Source organism: Sphingobium sp. C100 (assembly GCF_000508185.1).
Lineage (GTDB): Bacteria > Pseudomonadota > Alphaproteobacteria > Sphingomonadales > Sphingomonadaceae > Sphingobium.
This window is the reverse complement of the sequence record NZ_AYOY01000198.1, coordinates 58,712-80,631: the sequence shown is the minus strand read 5'-3', so window position 1 is coordinate 80,631 and position 21,920 is coordinate 58,712. Positions and strand designations below refer to the sequence as shown.

The window sequence follows — 21,920 nt, the reverse complement described above, 5'->3', positions numbered from 1 at the left end:
CCGGCCGCAGGAGGCTGCGCGCGCTTATGAGGCCGCCGCCAACATCCGTTTCGATCGGGACGCCGCGCTGCGGCTGGCTGCTGCCTGGACGCGCGCCGGCAATCCCGCGCGTGCCGCGCAGGTGGCGCAGCTCTTCCTCCGCCAAAATCCCAATGATGTGGAGGCGCAGCGGCTGGCCGCCGGACTCGCCATTCAGGCGCAGGATTGGCGCGGCGCGCTACGGATGCTGCGGGCGGTGCGCGCGCAGATTGGCGACAATGACGCGGTGCTGATGGCGGACCTTGCCCGTGCGGCGCTGGAAAGCGGCGAGGGCGCGGCGGCGCGCGCCTATGCCGCCCATGCCTATCGGCTGATGCCCGGCAATCCGATCACCGCCGATATGCTGGGCTGGGTGATGCTGCGCACCGGGCAAAAGGGGCCGGCGACGGTCGATCTGCTGGAAAAGGCGGTTGCGCTGGCGCCTGCTGCGCCCGCGCTTCAGATGCATCTGGGGCAGGCCTATGCGGCGGCGGGGCGCAAGGGGGAAGCAAGGATCGCGCTTGGCCGCGCGGCCGCCGCGCCGGGTTTCACCGGCCGCCAGGAAGCGCGGGATGCGCTCGCGGCGCTATAGCGGTGTAGAGAATGGCAGGCGGCTTCAGGCCTTCGCCAGATCCATATCTTCGATCCGCAGGCCCAGCCGCCGCATCTGCGCCGCGACCGGGGGCCAGACCGCTTCCAGGAAGCGTGCGCGCTCGGTCTCACGCAGCCGCCGGGTCGCGCCATCGGCGACGAACATGCCCACCCCGCGTTTCACCACGACCAGCCCGTCATCCTGAAAGCTCTGATAGGCCTTCGCCACCGTCAGCGGATTGGCCCCTTGCGCCGCCGCGAAAGCGCGCACCGACGGCAACAGGTCGCCATCGGAAAATTCCCCGTCCAATATGGAAGCGGCGATGATCTCACGAAGGCGGAGATAGACGGGCTTTGAGTCGTCGGCCATGGTGCATCAGTGCCATAATACAGCCGCAGGGGTCAAGTCACAAGATTACGCACTCTCAATTGTCTGCGTAATTATCTGTCCCATGTGGAGACGATCATGTCATAATCTGGCCGGGGACGTTCATCCTGCTGCTTGCCCGGCGTGCCGATGAAGACGAAGCCGGCAATCTTCTCGCCCGCGCCGCCAAAGGCCGCGCGCACATCGTCATTATAGCTGGGCCAACCGGTCAGCCAACCGCCTGCGAACCCCAGCGCATGGGTGGCGTGAAGCAGGTTCATGATCGCCGCCCCCACCGATAATTCCTGTTCCCAAACGGGAATTTTGCTTCCCGCGACGGGCGTGGACAGCGCGACCACCAATGTCGGCGCCTGATGCGCGAATTGGTGCATCGATTCTATCTCCAACCGCCCGGCGTCGGGCTTCTCGGCCCGGTAGGCCTTCGCCAGCAACTCGGCCAGCGCGCTCCGCCGGCCCTGCGGCACGATCACGAAGCGCCAGGGGGCCAGCTTGCCATGATCGGGGGTCCGCAGCGCCACCTCCAATATCTGTCGCAACTGCGCATCATCCGGGCCGGGCGCGACCAGATCGCGGGGCTTGCCGGAGCGGCGGGTCTGAAGCAGGGCGAGCGGAGTGGAGCGATCGTTGAACATCGTCGCGACAGATGGCGCGGCACCGCCGCGAACGCAAGGGCAGGGCGACGCTTTGACAGGATCAGACGTTCCGCTCTAGGTTGCTGCCATCCTGATCGGCGCCCTCGAGGCCCGACGCACAAGATAAATAAAAAGGGGCCTTCATGGCGACCTCTGACTTGGTATCGGTGCAAGCGGGCAAGACCTGGCTTGGCCATCCGCGTGGACTTTTCCTGCTCTTCTTCGCGGAAATGTGGGAGCGTTTCTCCTATTACGGGATGCGCGCCATACTGATCTTCTATCTGACCAAGCATTTTCTCTTTGGTGAAGAGAAGGCCTATCTTCTCTATGGCGCCTATACATCGCTGGTTTACATCACGCCGGTGATCGGCGGCTATCTGGCCGACCGATTCCTTGGCCCGCGCAAGGCGGTGCTGGCGGGCGGCGTCTTTATCGCCATCGGCCATTTTCTGATCGCCATCACCGAAGGGCCGGGGGGGCAGCAGCCTTTCTATCTGAACGGCTTCTACCTCGCGCTCGCCAGCATCATTGTCGGCACCGGCTTCCTGAAGGCCAATATCTCGGTGCTGGTCGGCGAACTGTATCCTCGCGACGATCACCGCCGCGATCCGGCTTTTTCGATCTTCTACATGGGGATCAACATGGGCGGGATGCTGGGGCCGATCATATGCGGCCTGCTCGGCGAACTATGGGGCTGGAGCTGGGGCTTCGGCGCGGCGGGGGTGGGCATGTTGCTCGGCCTCGTCATGTTCGTCTGGCTCAAACCCTGGCTGCTGGGCAAAGGCGAGCCGCCCGCGCCAGCGCAACTGCGCCAGCGCACGCCCACGGGCCTGAGCCAGGAATGGACCATCTATCTCGGCGCGGCGCTCGGCATCATCGCCATCTGGCTGGTCATTCGCTATGCCGAACTGCTCGGTTATGCGTTGCTCGGCTTTTCCGCCCTGACGGTGGTCTATATCCTCTGGCGGACGGTCGGCACATTGGGGCGCATCGATCGCGACCGGATGTTCGCCGCCCTGTTCCTGATCGCGCTCAATCCGCTCTTCTGGGGGCTGTTCGAACAGACCGGATCGTCGCTCAACATCTTTACCGACCGCAATGTCGACCGGGTGATGTTCGGCTGGGACGTTCCCGCTTCGCTGTTCCAGTCCGTCAATTCGATCTTCATCATCCTGCTGGCGCCGTTGTTCGCGCTGCTGTGGACCCTGCTCGACAAGCGTCGGCTGGAGCCTTCCTCGCCCGCCAAGTTCGGTGTCGGCCTTATATTGTGCGGCGTCGGCTTCCTGGTGCTGGTGGCGGGCGCGGCGATGGCGGGCGAAAACCTGACCCCCGTCCTCTTCGTCTTCCTGATCTACCTGTTCCACACCATGGCGGAACTCTGCTTCTCGCCGGTCGGCCTTTCGGCGATGACCCGCCTGTCGGTTTCATCGATGGTGGGGCTGGTCATGGGCACCTGGTTCCTGGCCATGGCGGCGGGCAATTTCATCGCCGGCCTCATCGCCCGGACGACGGGCAGTGGGGAGGCTGGAGATGTGACTCAAGTGCTTGACGTCTACACGCGCATAGGCTGGTTTGCGGTAATTGTGGGCGGGCTGGTGCTGCTGGTTTCGCCCTTCGTCACGCGCATGATGCATCTCGACACCATATCGTCGAACCGGGAGGGAGAAGCATGAAAAAGGGGTGCAGGATACTGCTGATCGCCACGCTGCTGGCGGGAGCCGCCGGTCCTGTCGCGGCCAGGAAGGACAAGGAGGAGGCACCGGCGTCCCAGGGACCGTCGGCTGAGCCCGAAAATCCTTATCCTTCCACTTACCACCCCTATGGCGGTCGCCCAACCGTGCTGCGCGGCGCGACCATTTTCGATGGTGAGGGCGGACGTATCGACAATGGCGTGGTCTTCCTGTCGGAAGGAAAGGTGAGCGCAATCGGCGGCCCGGACACGCCCATCCCCGCCGATGTGGTGGTGATCGACGCGCAGGGCAAATATGTGACGCCCGGCGTGATCGACATTCACAGCCATCTGGGTGACTATCCTTCACCCAGCGTCGAGGCTCTGTCCGACGGCAATGAAGCGACCTCGCCCGTGACGCCCCATGTCTGGGCGGAACATAGCGTCTGGCCGCAGGATCCGGGCTTTTCCCGTGCGCTGGCCAATGGCGGTGTCACCACGCTCCAGATCCTGCCCGGTTCGGCCAATCTTTTCGGGGGCCGCAGCGTGACGCTGAAAAACGTCCCGGCGCGCACCATGCAGGGGATGAAATTCCCCGGCGCGCCGCAGGGTCTCAAAATGGCCTGCGGCGAAAATCCCAAGCGCGTTTATGGGTCGAAGGGGCGCGAACCCAGCACCCGCATGGGCAATATGGCGATCAACCGCCAGACCTGGATCAAGGCGCGCGAATATCAGAAGAAACGTGCAGCGGGGAAGGAGCAGACCCGCGACCTTGGCATGGAAACGCTGGCGGACGTGCTGGAAGGCAAGATCCTGGTCCATAATCATTGCTATCGCGCTGACGAGATGGCGAACGTCATCGATATGTCGAAGGAATTCGGCTACAGGATCGCCGCTTTCCACCATGCGGTCGAAGCCTATAAGATCGCCGACATGCTGCGCGACAACGGCATCTGCGCGGCGCTATGGGGCGACTGGTATGGCTTCAAGATGGAAGCCTATGACGGCATCAAGGAAAATATCCCGCTGGTCCATCGCGCCGGCGCCTGCTCTATCGTCCATAGCGACGATCAGGACGGCATTCAGCGCCTGAACCAGGAAGCGGCCAAGGCGCTGGGCGCGGGGCGCCGCATGGGCATCGACATCAGCGATGAAGTCGCCTGGACCTGGCTGGCGATCAACCCCGCTCGCGCCATGGGCATAGCGGACCGGACCGGCAGCCTGAAGGTCGGCAAGATGGCTGATGTCGTGCTGTGGAACGGCAATCCGTTCAGCACCTACACCCGGCCGGAAAAGGTCTGGATCGACGGCGCATTGCTTTACGACGCTGATAATCCAAAGCGGCGCCCCGTGAGTGATTTTGAACTGGGCCAGATTGGCGCGGGAGACGTGAAATGAGCAACACCGCCCGTAAAAATCCCTTTGGCTCCAGCCTGTCGAAAACCCTGGTCTGCGCATTGGCCGCGGCAATCTCTGCTCCGGTCCTTGCCCAGTCCGTCGCCATCACCGGCGCGACCGTCGCGATCGGCGACGGCTCCGAACCCGTCCAGAACGGCACCGTCGTCCTCGATGGCGGGAAGGTCGTCGCGGCGGGGGCGGGCGTCGCCGTTCCGGCCGGTGCGAAGATCGTCGACGGATCGGGCAAATGGGTCACGCCCGGCATCGTCTCCGGCTTCTCGCGCGTTGGCCTGGTCGAAGTGCCGGCAGTCAAGGAAACCAACGATACCGCCGCGCGATCGCCCTTTTCGGCGGCGATCGATGTCACACCGGCGATCAACCCGCTGGCGAACCCGATCGCGATCAGTCGCGCCGGCGGCGTCACCCGCGCGGTGGTCGCTCCGGCGACCGGCACCGGCATCTTCGCAGGGCAGGGCGCGGTTATCGATCTGGGCGCGGACATGAATCCAATCACCAAAGCGCGCGCCTTTCAATATGTGGAAATGGGTGAAGCGGGCGCGGCGGAAGCCGGCGGCAGCCGCGCGGCGATGATCCTGACCTTCCGCATGATGCTGCGCCAGGCGCAGGATTATGCGAAGGCGCCGGCAAGCTATGACGGCAATTCGAAGGACGCTCTGCTCAACGGCGTGGATGCCCAAGCGCTGGTCCCGGTCGTCACCGGCGCCATGCCGCTTATGGTGCATGTGGAAAGCGCGCGCGACATCCTGATCGTGCTGGCGTTGCGGCAGGATTTCCCGGCGCTCAAGCTGATCCTTGCCGGCGCGACCGAAGGATGGATGGTCGCGCCGCAGATCGCCGCGGCGAAGGTGCCCGTCATCACGGCGGGACTGGAGGACCTGCCCTCTGCCTTCGAAAAACTGGCAGCGACCCAGAGCAATGTCGGCCGCATGGTGAAAGCGGGCGTCAGCGTTTCCATGGGGATGCTGACGGGCGATGATGCGTTGCAACTGCGCGTCGCAACCCAGCAGGCGGGCAATATGGTGGCGCTGACCAGGGTGCCGGGCGCCACGGGCCTCAGTTGGGGCCAGGCGCTGCGCACCATCACCTCCGCCCCGGCCGAAGCGATGGGACTGGGCGACCGCATCGGGTCACTCACCCCCGGCAAGGCGGGCGACGTGGTTATCTGGGACGGCGATCCGTTCGAAATGACGTCGGCCCCGGTTGCGGTCTGGATCGACGGCGTTCAGCAACCGCTGGAAAATCGCCAGACGAAGCTGCGCGACCGCTACGCCACTCCGACGGAGGGTGCGCTGCCCAAAGCCTATGAATGGTGACAGGGAAGGGGGCCTGGGCTGATTGCTGACGACGAGTCTAAGCGGCGCAGACGCTATTTGTCGGTCGCGCCCCACAAGTCGCTGGCTTTCACATAGCCGCGCCGTCCCTTGACGTCGAAGGCGCACCATTGGCGTGAACAATCGGACAGTCGGCCCACGACGCCGCGTTCCGCCCGATAGAGCGACGCCGCCCCGTCGCTCGCGGATTCGTGCATCGGCGCGACGTCGGCCTTGACGATCGCGGTCGGCGTGTCGCTCAGCAACCGGACGTGCATCCATCCCTGCGCGCCGTCCGGGTCTTCGACCTTGCGCCACAGGCCCAGCACCTGCACGACCTTCACCGGCAGGTCACGGCGGCGATAGACCCAGTTGGACGGGTAATCCAGGCTCGGCCCCACGCGCATTCGCGCTTCATCCTGCGATATGGAGGCCCAATAGGGGACCGGCTTGTTCGGTGCGCCGATCGCGACGCCTGCACCCGTCAGCGCGCCCAGCGCACCCGCAACCATCCAGAACCGCCGCATTCGAAACCCAGAACCCGTGTCACCCATAGCCGATCCATAACCGGTTGCGCGCTGATGGGACAGTCTTTCCTATTGCCGGCGCGGCCATATCCGCTTGACCGATGCCGCAGCCGGGAATAGCGGCCTTTGCATGGCCCAAGAACCGCGCAAGACTCAACCGCGCCCCGCCAAGCCGCGCGTCATCGTGACGCGCCGTCTGCCCCCCGATGTGGAGGCGCGCATGGCTGAACTGTTCGACGCCAGCTTCAATGTCGGCGACGTGGCCATGAGCCGCGCCGATCTTGCCAGCGCCATGGCCCAATGCGACGTGCTGGTGCCGACCATCGGCGACCAGATCGACGCCGCCTTGATCGCGGGCGCGGCCGACCGGCTGCAACTGATCGCCAGCTTCGGCAGCGGCGTCGATCATATCGACCTGATCGCCGCACGGAAGAAAGGCGTCATTGTCACAAACACGCCCGGCGTTCTGACCGAGGATACGGCCGACATGACGATGGCGCTCATCCTCTCGGTCCCGCGCAGACTGGCGGAGGGGGAAAAGCTGGTGCGCGCCGGCCAATGGCGTGGCTGGAGCCCGTCGGGTATGCTGGGCCACCGGATCGGGGGCAAGAAGCTGGGCATTATCGGCATGGGCCGCATCGGTCGCGCGGTCGCGCGCCGCGCCCGCGCTTTCGGCCTGTCGATCGCCTATCATAACCGCCATCGCCTGCCGTTCGAGGTGGAGCAGGAACTGGAGGCGGAATGGCAGGGCGATCTCGACGCTTTGCTCGCCAGCTGCGACATTCTGTCGATCCACTGTCCTTTGAACGCCGACAGCCGCGGATTGATCGATGCGCGTCGCGTGGCATTGATGCGGCCGGACGCCTACATCATCAACACCTCGCGGGCCGAGATCACCGACGAAGATGCACTGATCGCCGCTCTGGAAGAAGGGCGCATCGCCGGAGCCGGGCTGGATGTCTATACTCATGAGCCGGCGGTGGACGCGCGGTTGATGGCGCTCTCCAACGTGGTGCTGCTGCCGCATATGGGATCGGCGACGATCGAAGGGCGCGACGCCACCGGCGCGCGCGTAATCGCCAATATCCGCACCTGGGTCGATGGCCATAGACCGCCGAACCAAGTGCTGGAAGGCTGGGTCTGACCCTCAGGCGGCGCTCTGCTGCTTCAACTGCTCCACCAGGCGGAGACCATGGCGCACCGAATCATGCGCCTGCCGCACGACGGCCTGGGTTTCGGTACCGATGGCTTCGTCCTTGAGCACTCGCTCAAATTCTTCGTTCAGATAATCCTCGCCCCGGTCGATCGCCTGAATCACGGCCTTGTCGCCGCCGCCCAGCGCGACATGCAAGTCCTCGATCCGCCGATGCACAGTGCCGGCGGCGGAGCCGAATTCATTGGGCTTGCCACCCAGCGTCCGGCTATGGTCCTGCAACAGGGTCACGGCCGCCTGCCGCTCGGCCGCAAGATCGCGGAACAGCGTCTGAAACGCCGCCGATTTCGCTTTGTCGGCGCTATGTTCGTAGCCCTTTACGCTGTCGATCAACGTGGTGATCAGGTCGTCCAGCTTGCTGATGGCATGGTTGTTCATGGCCGTCTCCTTTGATGCGCCGTCCCGGAACGATCGGACGCCCCGCCGGGTTCAACCAAGTGACTGACTTTCAATCTTAAAGCATCATTAGCCATGCCGCTCTTCCGCTACGCAGGCGGAACAAGCGCCGTTATGATGGGTTGATGGTCCATGATCCAATTCCAACGAAAGGACCTGTTTTCATGATCAAGCTTGCGATCATCTCGCTCGTCATTGCCGCCGTGCTGGCATTGCTGGGTTTTGGCGGCGCAGCCGGCGCCTTTGTCGGCATCGCCAAAATCCTGTTCTTCATCGCCGTTGCCGTGTTCGTCCTGTTTCTCGTGCTGGGCATCCTGGCTGGCAAGGGCGTCAAGGACGCGATAGACTGACGGCATGATTGAGATCGGTGCTGGAGTGGACGAAACGGGCAGGCTGGTGCGTGATGCGGCCGGTTTCCTGCTTCAGCGCGATCTGGGCGGCAGTTATCGCCTGGTTCTGCTCCGCGTGCCGGTCGATCATGTTGAAAAACGGGTGAGGGTGCGCGGCATCTATGCCGGCGACGACGTGGTCGAAGCCGAAGGGGTAGCCGCCGCCTGACCTGCCCGCATAAGCGGTCTTGCCAAATGGCGCTTTAGGCGCGAACCTTCGCATATATGCGCAAGATATTTCCCACGATCATCGCCCCAATGCTGTTGGCCGTCCTGCCTTTCCCGGCGCAGGCGCAAGCGCAGACGCCCCACGACCAACTGACCGGTCTGCTCGACGAGCATTGGCGCTGGTATCTCTCCACCCACCCAGTCGAGGCGACGGCGCGCGGCGTGCGGGACTATGACGACCGCATCTATGATATGTCGCTGACCGCGCGTGACGCGCAGATCAGGGCGGAGAGGGAATTTGCCGACCGGCTTCAGGCGATCCCCGCGCAAGGGTTGGATGAAGCCGACCGGGTTAATCGCGACGTGTTGCTGTGGATGCTGCGCGACGATATCGACAGCGATCGGCATATGGCCGAACGGCTCATGCTCTTCACCACCTATTATGGCTGGCACCAGGGCTTTTCCGGCATGGCGGACGGCCTGCCTTTCTACAATCGCGCCGATTATGACAGCTATCTCAAGCGCCTCGCCCTTTACCCCAAGCAAAATGGCGACGCACTCGCCATCACGCGACAGGCGATCAGTGGCGGCTATGTCCAGCCCTGTTCGGTGCTCGGCAACTACGCGTCCACGATCAGCGGCATTGTCGCCGGGAAGCCGGAGGATACGCGCTTCTACGAACCTTTCAAGCGCACTCGGCCGCGCGACATCAGCGAGGCGGAATGGCGCGCGATGCAGGCGCGCGCCATTGCCCTGATCCGCGACGTGCTGACGCCGGAATATCGCAAATGGCATGATCTGTTCGTAGCCGACTATCTGCCCCATTGCCGCAAGAGCGACAGCGCTGCCGCGCTCCCCGGTGGCGCGGCCTGGTATGCCAGCCGCGTGAAGGCGCACACGACGACCGACCTCACCCCTGACCAGATTCACCAGATCGGTCTCGGCGAAGTCGCTCGCATCGGCAAGCGGATGGACGAGATCGCGGCCAAGGCCGGCTATCCCAGCCGCGCCGCCTATATTCGGCAATTGCGGACCGACCCCGCTTATTATGCCAAAACGCCCGAAGAATTGCTGCGCGTCGCCGCGCGCCAGGCCAAGATGATCGACGGGCTGCTGCCCCGCTATTTCGGCACTTTGCCGCGCCTGCCCTACGGATTGAAGCCGATCCCGGCGGCTGAGGCGGAAGGGACGACGACCGCCTATTACATGCCGGGCGCGCCGGAGAGCGGCATTTCCGGCACCTATTTCGTCAATACGTCAAAGCTCGACCAGCGGCCCTATTGGGAATTGCCGGCGCTCACCGCGCATGAGGCGGTGCCGGGGCATCACAACCAGATCGCGCTGCAACAGGAATTGCCGCTGCCGCCCTTCCGCAAATATCTCGCCGGCTTCACCGCCTATGTGGAGGGCTGGGCGCTCTACACCGAATATCTGGGTGAAGAGATGGGCCTGTACGACACGCCCGAAAAGATGATGGGGCGCCTGTCCTACGAGATGTGGCGCGCCTGCCGGCTGGTGGTCGATACCGGCATCCATGCCAAGGGGTGGGACAAGGCAAAGGCGGTAGCCTTTATGAAAGAGAATAGCGCCCTGTCCGACGCCAACATCGATGCGGAGGTCAATCGCTATATCAGCTGGCCGGGGCAGGCGCTGGGCTACAAGCTGGGCGAGATCAAGATCAGGGAATTGCGCGCCAGGGCGGAACAGACGCTGGGGCCGAAATTCGACCTGCGCCGCTTCCATGACGCCGTGCTTTCGCAAGGGGCGGTGCCGTTGACGGTGTTGGAAAGCCAGATCGACGACTGGATCGCGGCGGAGAAGGCGCGCTGACCTGCGATCGTTCCAGCGCGGCTGGTGCGCTATTTCCCCGGTTTGCGTACAACTAAGGTGCGCGGCCAGATTTGTTTTCGGCGGTCCGGCCCGTCAGCAATGAAATTCAGGGGGCCAAAGGTCCAATCGGCTGCTTTGTCCATTTGACTTGGCCGCGTCAGTCTGTATGGCGCTGCACCATCGGGACATACCTGCTTCGACCATCGGTTGGGGCGCTAGCCCGCCAGCTTGCCGTCCGGAATTTTCGCCGTCCGGCGAGCCACTGGTGGAATTGCGTCATCCTCTGGCCGGAGCGCCATGCGAGGAGACGCACATCTTATGACCGCCATCGGACAGGACACCTTGGGCACCCGCGACAGCATGACTGTCGGCGGCAAGGACATCGCCTATTATTCGCTGAAGAAGGCGGCCGCGAAGCTTGGAGACGTTTCGCGCCTGCCTTTCTCGATGAAGGTGCTGCTGGAAAACCTGCTGCGTTTCGAGGATGGCGTCACCGTCACCACCGACGACATTCAGGCGATTGTCGACTGGCAGAAGGACCGCCGGTCCGATCGTGAAATTCAGTATCGTCCCGCGCGCGTGCTGATGCAGGACTTCACCGGCGTGCCCTGCGTCGTCGATCTGGCCGCCATGCGCGATGCCATGAACGCGCTGGGCGCCGACGCTGCGAAGATCAATCCGCAGGTGCCCGTCCATCTCGTCATCGATCATTCCGTCATGGTGGACGAGTTCGGCACGCCCAAGGCGTTCGAGGACAATGTCGAGCTGGAATATCAGCGCAACATGGAGCGCTATGACTTCCTGAAATGGGGCAGCAAGAGCCTCGACAATTTCAAGGTCGTTCCTCCCGGCACCGGCATCTGCCATCAGGTGAATCTGGAAAATATCGCGCAGGCCGTCTGGTCCTCGGCCGACGCCGACGGCAACATGGTCGCCTATCCCGACACCTGCGTCGGCACCGACAGCCACACCACCATGATCAACGGCCTGGGCGTGCTCGGCTGGGGCGTGGGCGGGATCGAGGCTGAGGCCGCGATGCTGGGCCAGCCCGTGTCGATGCTGATCCCCGAAGTCGTCGGCTTCAAGCTGACCGGCACGTTGAACGAAGGCATCACCGCCACCGATCTGGTGCTGACCTGCACCCAGATGCTGCGCGCCAAGGGCGTGGTCGGCCGCTTCGTCGAATATTTCGGCCCCGGCCTGGCCTCGCTCAGCCTTGCCGACCGTGCGACGCTGGCCAATATGGCGCCGGAATATGGCGCGACCTGCGGCTTCTTCGGCATTGACGACAAGACGTTGGATTATATGCGCCTCACCGGCCGCAGCGAAGAGAATATCGCGCTGGTCGAAGCCTATGCCAAGGAACAGGGCTTCTGGCTCGACGCTTCGGTCGATCCGGTCTTCACCGACGTGCTCGAACTCGACATGTCCACCGTCGTCCCCTCGCTTGCCGGCCCCAAGCGGCCGCAGGACAAGGTTGTGCTGACCGAAGTTGACGACACGTTCAACGCCGACCTGGAAAAGGTCTACAAGAAAGCCGCCGCCGTGCGCGTGCCGGTGGAAGGCAAAAGCCATGATATTGGCGACGGCGACGTCGTGATCGCCGCGATCACCAGCTGCACCAACACGTCGAACCCCGGCGTTCTGGTCGCCGCCGGCCTGGTCGCCAAGAAGGCGAACGAGCTGGGCATGAAGCCCAAGCCCTGGGTCAAGACCAGCCTCGCGCCGGGCAGCCAGGTCGTGACCGACTATCTGGAAAAAGCCGGCCTCCAGTCGCATCTGGACGCGGTCGGCTTCAACCTCGTCGGCTATGGCTGCACCACCTGCATCGGCAACTCCGGTCCGTTGGCCGAGCCGATCAGCAAGGCGATCAACGGCAACGACATCGTCGCGGCCTCGGTGCTGTCGGGCAACCGTAATTTCGAAGGCCGCGTGTCGCCGGACGTGCGCGCCAACTTCCTCGCCAGCCCGCCGCTGGTCGTTGCCTATGCGCTCAAGGGCACCGTCACCACCGACTTCGTGGCGACCCCGATCGGTCAGGGCAGCGACGGACAGGACGTCTATCTGAAAGACATCTGGCCCACCAACGAGGAAGTCCGTTCGGTCATGGACGGCGCGCTGACCCGCGACATGTTCGAAAGCCGCTATGCCACCGTCTTCACCGGCGATGCCCGCTGGCAGGCGATCGACGTGGCCGGTTCGGACACCTATAGCTGGCGCGCGGGTTCGACCTATGTCGCCAACCCGCCCTATTTCGAGGGCATGTCCATGACCCCCGAGGCCATCACCGACATCGTCGCAGCCAAACCCCTGGCAATCTTCGGCGACTCGATCACCACCGACCATATTTCGCCGGCCGGTTCGATCAAGGTCGACAGCCCGGCGGGCCAGTGGCTGATGGAGCATCAGGTCAGCAAGGCCGACTTCAACAGCTATGGCGCGCGCCGTGGCCATCACGAAGTCATGATGCGCGGCACCTTCGCCAATATCCGCATCAAGAACCAGATGCTGGACGGTGTCGAAGGGGGCATGACGAGCTATAATGGCGAAACCATGCCGATTTACGATGCAGCGATGAAGCACAAGGCCGACGGCACGCCGCTGGTCGTCATCGGCGGCAAGGAATATGGCACCGGCTCCTCGCGCGACTGGGCGGCCAAGGGCACCAACCTGCTGGGCGTGCGCGCCGTTATCGTCGAAAGCTTCGAGCGTATCCACCGGTCGAACCTGGTCGGCATGGGCGTGCTGCCGCTCCAGTTCAAAAATGGCGAAAGCCGGGAGACGCTGGGCCTCAAGGGCGATGACAGCTTCACCATCCTGGGCGTGTCGGATCTCAAGCCCCGCCAGGACGTCGATGTGCAGGTGACCCGCGCGGACGGCTCGATCTTCACCTTCACCGCGCTCTGCCGCATCGATACCGTCAACGAACTGGAATATTTCCTGAACGGCGGCATCCTCCAATATGTGCTGCGGAAACTGGCCGCCTGATCGCGGCCATCGCACTGGAAAACGGGAAGGGCTTCTCCGGCAAGGAGGAGCCCTTTTTTGTCGACCTTTCGTCGCAGAGGAGTTGATGACGGCTGGACGGGGCGGCAAACTTTGCGTGGGGGACAAATGGAGGATTCGGATGAAGCGCCCGATTGCCCTTGCCCTCTTGCTCGCGACCCTGCCCTTTTCCGGCGTGCAGGCTCAGGACCACAGCAGCTCTTTTCATCGTCCTCTGAAGACCGACGAACGGCCCGATGGCCCTGCGGCCGATCGGGATGAGGCCGAATCCCATATGCGGACCTTTGCCCGCTGCGTGGTCATGGGCGATCCCGCGACTGCCCGGTCGGTTCTGGCCAGTGCGCCGGGGTCCGATGTCGAACATGCGATCCTGATGCGTATGGCCAAGAGCCGGAACGGCTGTCTTCATCGCGGCAAATTGCGGATGAAAGGCAACTGGATGCGCGGTGCGATCGCCGAACAGATTTACTTGCGATCCTATCCCACGCCCGACGCCAGTGCGCCGCAACCGGGCGCGCCCTTCCAGGCCAGTGTCGATGCCCGGTCATCGCCCTATCACGCCTATGCCGATTGCATCGTGACCCGCAACGCGCCCGCCGCGGATGCGGTGGTGCGGGCGACGCCGGGCAGCGTTGCCGAAAAATCGGCTTTGCAGCAGACGATGCCGACCCTGTCCTCCTGCCTGGCGGGCGGGGCGGACAGCAAGCTGGCGATCGATCGCACGATGCTGCGCGGTTACCTCGCTGAATCGCTCTACATGAAGCGCAGCCCGGCGGGCTGAGGGTCAGCGCTTGAAAGGCGTCATCGAATAGGGCCGTGCTTCTGCGCCCGTCGCCCACGCTTTGTTCGGCGTCGCCTGCATGGTGAAGCGCAACTCGCCCCCGGCGCGGATTTCCGCGTCGGTGACGTAGCTTCGCGCCAGCGGCTTCCCGTTGAGCGTCACCGTGCCGACATAGGCATTGGCGTCCGACAGCCCGTCCGCGACCACCGAAAATCGCTTGCCGTCTACCATCATCTCCGCCTTCTCGACGAAAGGCCGCCCGATCACATATTGGTTGCTGCCGGGCGTAACGGGGTAGAATCCCAGCGCCGTAAACACCAGCCAGGCCGACATCTGGCCAAGGTCGTCATTGCCCGCGAGTCCCTCCGGCGTCGGCTTATACTGGCTCTCGACGATCTGCTTCAACCGCGCCTGCGTCCGCCAGGGCTGGCCCGCATAATCGTAGAGATAGGCGACATGGTGGCTGGGTTCGTTGCCATGGATATATTGGCCGATCAGCCCGGATATGTCTTCTGCATGGCTATAGTCGATCTTGCTGTTGTCATAATCGAACATGGCGTCCAGCTTCGCCACGGTCTTGGCGTCGCCCCCCAGCAGGCGGAACATCCCGGCCTGATCGTGCGGCATGAACCAGCTATATTGCCAGGCATTGCCCTCCGTATAATCGCTGCCATAGTTGATGGCGGTGGGATCGAAGGGAGTGCGGAACGTCCCGTCCGCTTTGCGCGCGCGCAGGAACCCGGTCTTCGCGTCGAAGCTGTTGCGCCAGTTCTGCGCCCTTTTGTCGAACCGTTCCGCCGTCGCAATGTCGCCCAATTGCCGGGCCAGCCGTGCGATGGTCCAGTCGTCATAGGCATATTCGACCGTCTTGGACGCCGCTTCCGGCTCCCGGTCGATCGGGACGTAACCCAGCTTCATATAGTCGCCAAGCCCGCCATAGGGCGGGTAATCCGCGCTCGCGACCATCGCCCTGAGCGCGGCGGCGCAATCGATGCCCTTGATGCGCTTCAGGCAGGCGTCGGCGATCAACGGCACGGCATGATAGCCGATCATCGTCCAGGTTTCCTTGCCGGCAAACTGCCACACGGGAAGGATGCCGAACGGGCTGGTCTTTTGGCTGGCGAGCAGCGAGTTGACGAAATCGGCGTTCTTCGCCGCAGGCTGGATCAGAGTCAGCAGCGGATGCTCGGCGCGGAACGTGTCCCACAGCGAGAAGGTGGAGTGCATGGTGAAGCCCCGCCCTTCATGGACCTGATCGTCCGGCCCCCGCCAGCGCCCGTCGGCGTCGCCCCACACGCTGGGCGCCATCAGGCTATGGTAGAGCGCGGTATAGATATTGGTGCGCATCGGTCCCGGCGCGTCGATCCGCACCGCGCCCAGCGCATCGGTCCAGGCTTTACGTGTGTGCGCCCGCACCGCGTCGAAATCGCCCGGCTCGCTCCCCAGGTTTGCGATCGCACCATCCTCGTCCACGCCCGACAGCGCGACCTTCACCTCCAGCGGTTTAGCCAGCGCACCGAAATCGAGCTGCGCCACCAGCGCCCGCCCGGACAAGGAATCCAGCGTTTCCGGCCCGCGCCCCGGTCCCTTGAACCCCTTGTAGAGGATATTCTCCTCCGTGCTGACGAAACGATGCCCGGTCAGCGGCGCGGAAAAGCGCATGGCGAAGAAGATGCGGCGCGGGGTCGCCCAGCCGCGCACTTCGCGGGACCCTGTGATGATACCGTCGGGCCGGATACGGACCGAGGACCAGAGGATCTTGCCCGGATAATCATAGATGATGCTGCGCAGGTCGACCACCAGATGCGCCGCCTTGCCCGCAGGGAAAGCGTAGCGGTGAACACCGACGCGCGTCCCCGCCGTCATTTCGGCGCGGACGCCGGGATCGGTCAACGTTACGGCATAATAGCCGGGCGAGGCGACCTCATCGGCCTTGTGCGAGCGAAAACCCGGCGTTTTCGCGTCGCCCGGCTCAAGCGGCACGGCGTCGCCCGTGACCGGTATCACCAGGAAATCGCCCAGGTCGCTATGCCCGGCGCCGGAAAAATGGGTGTGCGAAAAGCCCAGTATGACCGGGTCTTCGTGCCGGTATCCCGCCGCCCAGTCATAGGTTTGGCGCGCCGCGCCGACATGGGTGTCGGGCGACAATTGCACCATGCCGAACGGCGCTACGGCGCCGGGGAAGGTATGACCCTCGCCGCTGGTGCCGATGAACGGATCGACCGCGTCGATCGGATCGGATGGGACAGGCTGCGCGGGGAGGGCGGTGCCGGCGAGCAGGCCGGCGGCAATCGCCAGGCGGGTGAGGCGGATCATCATGATCGGGTTAAATCATGTGCGCAGCACCGCGCCAAGCCGTTACCGCTTGATCTGATGCGGCTGCTGCGGTTTACTCCTACAAATGAAGAGGATGAATCTGGAGGCCAGTCGCCGCGCCGTTCTCGGCGCAGGTATGGCGGGGATCGCGGCCGCTGGCGTGGCGCGCGCGGGAGAAACCAGTAGCGGGCAGGGCAACATGCTCGCGCCCCGGCCACCAATGGGCTGGAACAGCTGGAACAGCTTCGCCACCACCATCACCGAAGCGCAGACGCGCGAGATTGCGGCGATCATGGCGGACAAGCTGCTGCCCTTCGGCTACGACATCCTGACCGTCGACATCCAATGGTATGAGCCGGAGGCATCGAGCTACACCTACAACGCCAAGCCCAATCCCGCGATGGACGCCTATGGCCGGATGATCCCGGCGCCCAATCGCTTCCCGTCGAGCGCGCAGGGCAGGGGCTTCGCCCCTTTGGCGCAGGCGGTCCATGCACTGGGCCTCAAATTCGGCATCCATGTCATGCGCGGCATCCCGCGCGCCGCGGTCGATCGGAACCTGCCGGTGCTGGGCACCGATGTGCGCGCCGCCGACATCGCCGACCGTTCCAACATCTGCTCCTGGAACCCCGACATGTATGGCGTGGACATGGCGAAACCGGGCGCGCAGGCCTATTATGACAGCATCTTCCGCCTTTATGCCGACTGGGGCGTCGATTTCGTCAAGATGGACGATATGAGCCGCCCCTATGACGCCCACGCACCGGAAATAGAGGCCGCGCACAAGGCGATTGCGGCGACCGGCCGCCCCATCATCCTGAGCCTCTCGCCCGGCGAAACGCCCGTGATACGCGGCGATCATGTGCGTCGTTATGCACAGATGTGGCGCATCTCGGACGATTTCTGGGATGACTGGCCAATGCTGGAGGCGCAGTTCACCCGGCTGGAGAATTGGACGCCCTATCGTGGCCCCGGCAGTTGGCCCGACGCCGACATGCTCCCCCTCGGCCGGCTGGCGCTCGGCGAACGCGACACGCGCTTCACCCCCGACGAACAGCGCACGCTGATGACGCTCTGGGCCATCGCCCGCTCACCGCTCATCATGGGCGGCGATTTGCGCCATCTGGATGCCGCGACGCTCGCGCTGCTCACCAATCGGGAGGTGATTGCGGTCAATCAGGCGAGCAGCGGCAACTGCCCCCACTTTATGGAGGATGGCGCCCGCATCTGGTCGGCCATCGCGGAGGGGAGCGCGGACCGCTACCTCGCGCTGTTCAACACCAGCGCCAAGCCGCGCGATGTCGGGATCGACCTGCGCGACCTCGGCGTCAACGGCCCGGTGACGGTGCGCGACCTGTGGGCGGGCAGGGCGCTGGGGCGGCAGGCGGCGCGGGTGGCCGCAACCCTGCCGCCCCATGGCAGCGCGCTTTACAGGCTGAGCTGAATCGCATCCCTCCTCCTGACGGGAAGGCGGCCTACTCCCTCGCCGCCTTGCTGGTGTCGCGAAGCGCCTTGAACTCCGATCCCGGCTTCCATTCGGGCCAGCGCGTCGAGGTCGCCAGATCGCGGCCGATGTGCAGCATCAGGTCGACATCCTGCGCCGCGCCCTCCAGATCCCACTCCGGCCCGACCGCGTCACAGGCCTGATGATAGCAATTGCCGGTATAGGCATCGACCCAGGCCTGCCCCGCCGCGCGGCCGCCGTCGACCAGGTCCGACGCGCCGGCAATGCCCATCATCAACAGCACCGGCACGCCGCGTTTCGCCATGGAGAAATGATCGGCGCGGTAGAATAGCCCGCGTTCAGGCAGGCTTTCCTGCGTCACCACGCGGCCTTGTTGCGCAGCAAAGCGTGCGAGATCGTCCTCCAACTCATTCTGCCCCTTCCCGACCAAGATCACGTCCTTCGCCTTGCCCGCGGTCTGCATGATGTCGATGGTCAGGTTGGCGACGGTCTTGTCGAGCGGCCAGATCGGGTTCAGCGCATAATGTTCGGACCCGAGCAGCCCACGTTCTTCGGCGGTCCATGCGGCGAACAGCACCGAACGGTCGGGCGCGGGGCCGGCCTTCATCGCGCGGGCGATCTCGAACATGGCGGCGATGCCCAGCGCGTCGTCATTCGCGCCGGCCCGATAGATGCGGCCCTGGGCATCGGGCTTGCCTTCGCCATAGGCGTCCCAATGCGCGCCATACATCACCGTTTCATCCGGTCGCTTCGCGCCGGGGATGCGGGCGAGGACATTGGCGCTCCGGACCACTTCCTGGCGGACCGGGAAGGCGGCCGAGAAGGTCGCGCCCTTCAGTTCCACCGGCTTGAACCGAGCCGACCGCGCCTGCTTGCGCAGCGCGGCGAGGTCGAGGCCAGCGCCGGCGAACAGCGCCTTGGCCGCATCGCCCTCGATCCAGCCCTGCATTTGCAGGCTGGTCAATTTGTCGGCCGGGCGGACCAGATCGTAATTTTCCCCGCCCGGACTGACCACGACATTCCAGCCATAGCCCGCGCCCGGCGTGTCGTGCACGATCAGCGCGCCGATCGCGCCGCGCCGCGCCGCCTCCTCGAACTTATATGTCCAGCGGCCATAATAGGTCATGGTCCGCCCGCCGAACTTGCCGACCGCATCCTCACCCCCGACCGCCTCGAAATCCGGGTCGTTCACCAGGAAGACGGCGATCTTGCCCTTCAGGTCCACGCCCTTGAAATCGTCCCATTTTCGCTCCGGCGCGGATACGCCATAGCCGACGAACACCAATGGCGCCTTGTCGATCGCGACATGATCGCTGGGCTGAAGGGTGGAAACATAGATTTGCTTGCCGAACGTCCATGGCGTTGTCGCGCCGTTCTCGGCCACTTCCAGCTTTTCGGCTTCGCCCAGCCGGGTATGGAGCAGCGGCACCGTCTGCACCCACTGGCGATCCGGCCCGCCCGGTTCCAGGCCCAACGCTTCGAACCGCCCGACCAGATAGCCGATCGTCCGTTGCTCCCCCACGGTGCCGGGCGCGCGGCCCTCGAACAGGTCGGACGCAAGCGTGCGGGCCGATGATTCCAGCCGGTCTGGCGGGACGGTCTGGCCCTGAACGGCCAGGGGAAAGAGGAAAGGAGCGACGGTGAGGCCAAGGGCCAGGGCAAGGGTGCGAACAGTCATGCCCCTGCTTAACCACCGCATCCCGCGGGGGAAAGGCCTTTAGAATTCGGTTTCCAACTCGATCATCTCGTCAGGTTCGATGCGCGCGGCGTCAATCCATTCGCGCATCAGCGACCAACTGTTGACCGTGCCGCAATAGGCTGCGGATGTCGGCGACACGGGTACGGCATAGGTCAGAAACCGCTGGACCACCGGCGCGAACATGGCATCGGCCACCGTCGGCGCCGGGCCGAACAACCAGGGACCGCCATAGCTGTCCAGACATTCGGCCCAGATGGTTTCAACCCGCTCTATGTCGGGCTTGGCGCCGGGGAATATCGGGAAGCGATCATGCCGCACCTTCAGGTTCATCGGCAGCGCCGAGCGCAAATTGGTGAAGCCTGAATGGATTTCGCCCGACACCGACCGGCAGTGCGCACGGGCGATCCGGTCGGCTGGATACATGCCTGCCGCCGGATAGAGCTCGTGAAGATATTCGGCGATGGCCAGCGTGTCCCACACGCTCGCCCGCTCATGCGTCAGGCGCGGGACCAGAACGGAGGGGGACAGGAGCAGCAGCTCCGCCCGATTGCCGGGATCGTCGAGCGCGATCATCTTTTCGGTGACCCGCAGACCGGCGAGTCGGCACAACAGCCAGCCGCGCAGCGACCAGGAGGAATAATTTCTGCTGGAAAGAGTGAGTTGTGCATCGACCATGGCGTTCCCTCCCGCGATAACTTCTTAACTCACATTTATGATGATGCGGCGCAACACAAAATGCCTGTATAGCGTTTCATCAAAGAACCGATTCGGTTGACAGGATCAGTATAAGGCACGTTTTCGATTATGCGGATGCTCTACAGTGGTTATCAGGCCTGGAATGACATGCTGGCGCCGGCGCGATTGGGCGCGCAATGGGCGCTTGGTATGCGCGACCGGATGGGTCCGATGGCCGAGTGGGCGATGCCGCGCCGCATGTTCGCGCTGATGGATGTGTTCCAGGGCGCGAAACTCACGCACAAGCGTCCCGCCTACGACATTCGCACGGTTCAGAGCGGCAATGCGGAAGTTGCCGTGCGTGAGGAAATCGCGCTCGACCTGCCTTTCGGAGACCTGCTCCATTTCGCCAAGGACGAAGTCGAGGTAGAGCAGCCGCGCGTGCTGGTAGTGGCGCCGATGTCGGGGCATTTCTCGACCTTGTTGCGCAGCACGGTTGCAACATTGCTGCGCGATCATGATGTCTACATCACTGACTGGAAAAATGCGCGCGACGTGCCGCTGTCGGCTGGCCGCTTCGGCTTTGACGACTATGTCGACTATGTGATCCGCTTTCTCCAGGAACTGGGGGAAGGCGCGCATCTGGTGTCGGTGTGCCAGCCCTGCGTTCCTGCCATGGCGGCGGTCGCGCTCATGTCGGAGGATCAGGACAAGGCGACGCCCCGGTCGATGACGCTGATGGGCGGGCCGATCGATCCCAATGCCGCCCCCACGGCGGTCAATGACCTTGCCAATGAAAAGCCGATCAAGTGGTTCGAGGAAAATCTGATCTCCGTCGTCCCGTTCCGCTACGTCGGCGGCGGTCGAGAAGTTTATCCCGGCTTTCTCCAGCTTTCCGCCTTCATGTCGATGAATATGGAACGCCATAGCGCCCAGCATCGCGAACTTTACCAGCTTTTGGCCGATGGCAAGTCGGTCGAGGCGGACAAGATCAAGACATTCTACGAGGAATATTTCGCGGTTCTGGATTTGACCAAGGAATTCTACCTCGAAACCGTCGACATGGTGTTCCAGCGCACACTTTTGTCCAAGGGCGAACTCACCGTGCGCGGCCGCAAGATCAATCCCGGCGCCATTCACAAGACTGCGCTGCTTACGGTCGAGGGCGAACGGGACGATGTATGCGCCGTTGGACAGACATCCGCAGCCCACGCGCTGTGCACTGGTCTTCGCCCGCATCTCAAGCGTCATCATCTCCAGCCGGGCGTCGGCCATTATGGCGTCTTTTCCGGCAGCAAATGGGAAAAGCAGGTCTATCCGCAGGTGCGGAACATGATCCTGGCGATGAACTGAGGCTTTTGCCCCAGGGCATCGACGCATGGTCATGGGGCCTTGCTTGATCCATCGGCCATTTTCATGGGCGTGCGC

Annotated in this window: 18 protein-coding genes and 1 pseudogene; 12 read left to right on the top strand and 7 right to left on the bottom strand. The window is 63.9% G+C overall.

Annotation, left to right across the window (positions count from 1 at the left end):
• Positions 1-610: pseudogene (locus C100_RS0125425) on the top strand (hypothetical protein); the annotation flags it as partial.
• Positions 611-634: 24 nt separating this feature from the next.
• Here C100_RS0125425 and C100_RS45340 read toward each other — a convergent pair.
• Together C100_RS45340 and C100_RS45335 are read right to left on the bottom strand one after the other, a co-directional pair.
• Positions 635-979, bottom strand: coding sequence for a GntR family transcriptional regulator (locus C100_RS45340; protein WP_024021811.1), 345 nt, complete (start codon positions 977-979; stop codon positions 635-637).
• A 71-nt stretch (positions 980-1,050) separates the two neighbouring features.
• Positions 1,051-1,629, bottom strand: coding sequence for a nitroreductase family protein (locus C100_RS45335; protein WP_024021810.1), 579 nt, complete (start codon positions 1,627-1,629; stop codon positions 1,051-1,053).
• Between the two features lie 143 nt (positions 1,630-1,772).
• Here C100_RS45335 and C100_RS45330 point away from each other — a divergent pair, with 143 nt between their 5' ends.
• Genes C100_RS45330 through C100_RS45320 form a run of 3 tightly spaced genes read left to right on the top strand, consistent with a single transcriptional unit; the run spans position 1,773 to position 6,030 of the window.
• A complete protein-coding gene (locus tag C100_RS45330) occupies positions 1,773-3,302 on the top strand; it encodes a peptide MFS transporter (protein WP_024021809.1) in 1,530 nt (509 codons plus the stop codon).
• A complete protein-coding gene (locus C100_RS45325; RefSeq protein ID WP_024021808.1) occupies positions 3,299-4,696 on the top strand; it encodes an amidohydrolase in 1,398 nt (465 codons plus the stop codon). Before C100_RS45330 ends, C100_RS45325 begins: the two co-directional genes overlap by 4 nt.
• A complete protein-coding gene (locus C100_RS45320) occupies positions 4,693-6,030 on the top strand; it encodes an amidohydrolase family protein (RefSeq protein WP_024021807.1) in 1,338 nt (445 codons plus the stop codon). The genes C100_RS45325 and C100_RS45320 overlap by 4 nt, the downstream gene beginning before the upstream one ends.
• A 53-nt stretch (positions 6,031-6,083) precedes the next feature.
• Here the strand turns inward: C100_RS45320 and C100_RS45315 are convergent, their stop codons facing one another.
• Positions 6,084-6,554, bottom strand: coding sequence for an SH3 domain-containing protein (locus C100_RS45315; RefSeq protein WP_024021806.1), 471 nt, complete (start codon positions 6,552-6,554; stop codon positions 6,084-6,086).
• A gap of 130 nt (positions 6,555-6,684) precedes the next feature.
• On the opposite strand from C100_RS45315, the gene C100_RS45310 reads away from it, so the two are divergent.
• The gene (locus C100_RS45310; RefSeq protein WP_024021805.1) at positions 6,685-7,698 is read left to right on the top strand and encodes a 2-hydroxyacid dehydrogenase; all 1,014 of its coding nucleotides are present in this window, start codon (positions 6,685-6,687) and stop codon (positions 7,696-7,698) included.
• 3 nt (positions 7,699-7,701) lie between these two features.
• Here the strand turns inward: C100_RS45310 and C100_RS0125420 are convergent, their stop codons facing one another.
• Positions 7,702-8,145, bottom strand: a complete 444-nt coding sequence (locus C100_RS0125420) for a ferritin-like domain-containing protein (protein WP_024021804.1) — start codon at positions 8,143-8,145, stop codon at positions 7,702-7,704.
• A gap of 182 nt (positions 8,146-8,327) precedes the next feature.
• Between C100_RS0125420 and C100_RS45305 the strand changes: the two genes are divergently transcribed.
• From C100_RS45305 to C100_RS45285, 5 genes are all read left to right on the top strand, one after another.
• Positions 8,328-8,513 (top strand): DUF1328 domain-containing protein, encoded by a 186-nt coding sequence (locus C100_RS45305; protein ID WP_024021803.1) that lies wholly within the window; start codon positions 8,328-8,330, stop codon positions 8,511-8,513.
• Between the two features lie 4 nt (positions 8,514-8,517).
• Positions 8,518-8,721 (top strand): DUF5818 domain-containing protein, encoded by a 204-nt coding sequence (locus C100_RS45300; protein WP_031310259.1) that lies wholly within the window; start codon positions 8,518-8,520, stop codon positions 8,719-8,721.
• A 56-nt stretch (positions 8,722-8,777) separates the two neighbouring features.
• On the top strand, positions 8,778-10,550 hold the full coding sequence (locus C100_RS45295; RefSeq protein ID WP_024021801.1) for a DUF885 domain-containing protein: 1,773 nt from the start codon (positions 8,778-8,780) through the stop codon (positions 10,548-10,550).
• A gap of 318 nt (positions 10,551-10,868) precedes the next feature.
• Positions 10,869-13,538 carry an aconitate hydratase AcnA gene (gene acnA, locus C100_RS45290; protein ID WP_024021800.1) on the top strand — a complete coding sequence of 890 codons (2,670 nt, stop codon included), beginning with the start codon at positions 10,869-10,871 and terminating at the stop codon, positions 13,536-13,538.
• Between the two features lie 139 nt (positions 13,539-13,677).
• Positions 13,678-14,337 carry a hypothetical protein gene (locus C100_RS45285; RefSeq protein WP_024021799.1) on the top strand — a complete coding sequence of 220 codons (660 nt, stop codon included), beginning with the start codon at positions 13,678-13,680 and terminating at the stop codon, positions 14,335-14,337.
• A 3-nt stretch (positions 14,338-14,340) separates the two neighbouring features.
• Here the strand turns inward: C100_RS45285 and C100_RS45280 are convergent, their stop codons facing one another.
• Positions 14,341-16,656 carry a GH92 family glycosyl hydrolase gene (locus tag C100_RS45280; RefSeq protein ID WP_024021798.1) on the bottom strand — a complete coding sequence of 772 codons (2,316 nt, stop codon included), beginning with the start codon at positions 16,654-16,656 and terminating at the stop codon, positions 14,341-14,343.
• A gap of 91 nt (positions 16,657-16,747) precedes the next feature.
• On the opposite strand from C100_RS45280, the gene C100_RS45275 reads away from it, so the two are divergent.
• A complete protein-coding gene (locus C100_RS45275) occupies positions 16,748-18,097 on the top strand; it encodes a glycoside hydrolase family 27 protein (RefSeq protein WP_024021797.1) in 1,350 nt (449 codons plus the stop codon).
• A gap of 31 nt (positions 18,098-18,128) precedes the next feature.
• Here the strand turns inward: C100_RS45275 and C100_RS45270 are convergent, their stop codons facing one another.
• Positions 18,129-19,796: a M28 family metallopeptidase gene (locus C100_RS45270; protein WP_024021796.1), complete on the bottom strand. Its 1,668-nt coding sequence runs from the start codon at positions 19,794-19,796 to the stop codon at positions 18,129-18,131.
• A 39-nt stretch (positions 19,797-19,835) separates the two neighbouring features.
• Positions 19,836-20,492: a glutathione S-transferase gene (locus C100_RS45265; RefSeq protein WP_024021795.1), complete on the bottom strand. Its 657-nt coding sequence runs from the start codon at positions 20,490-20,492 to the stop codon at positions 19,836-19,838.
• Positions 20,493-20,621: 129 nt separating this feature from the next.
• On the opposite strand from C100_RS45265, the gene C100_RS45260 reads away from it, so the two are divergent.
• Positions 20,622-21,845, top strand: a complete 1,224-nt coding sequence (locus C100_RS45260; RefSeq protein ID WP_024021794.1) for a polyhydroxyalkanoate depolymerase — start codon at positions 20,622-20,624, stop codon at positions 21,843-21,845.
• Positions 21,846-21,920: the final 75 nt, after the last annotated feature.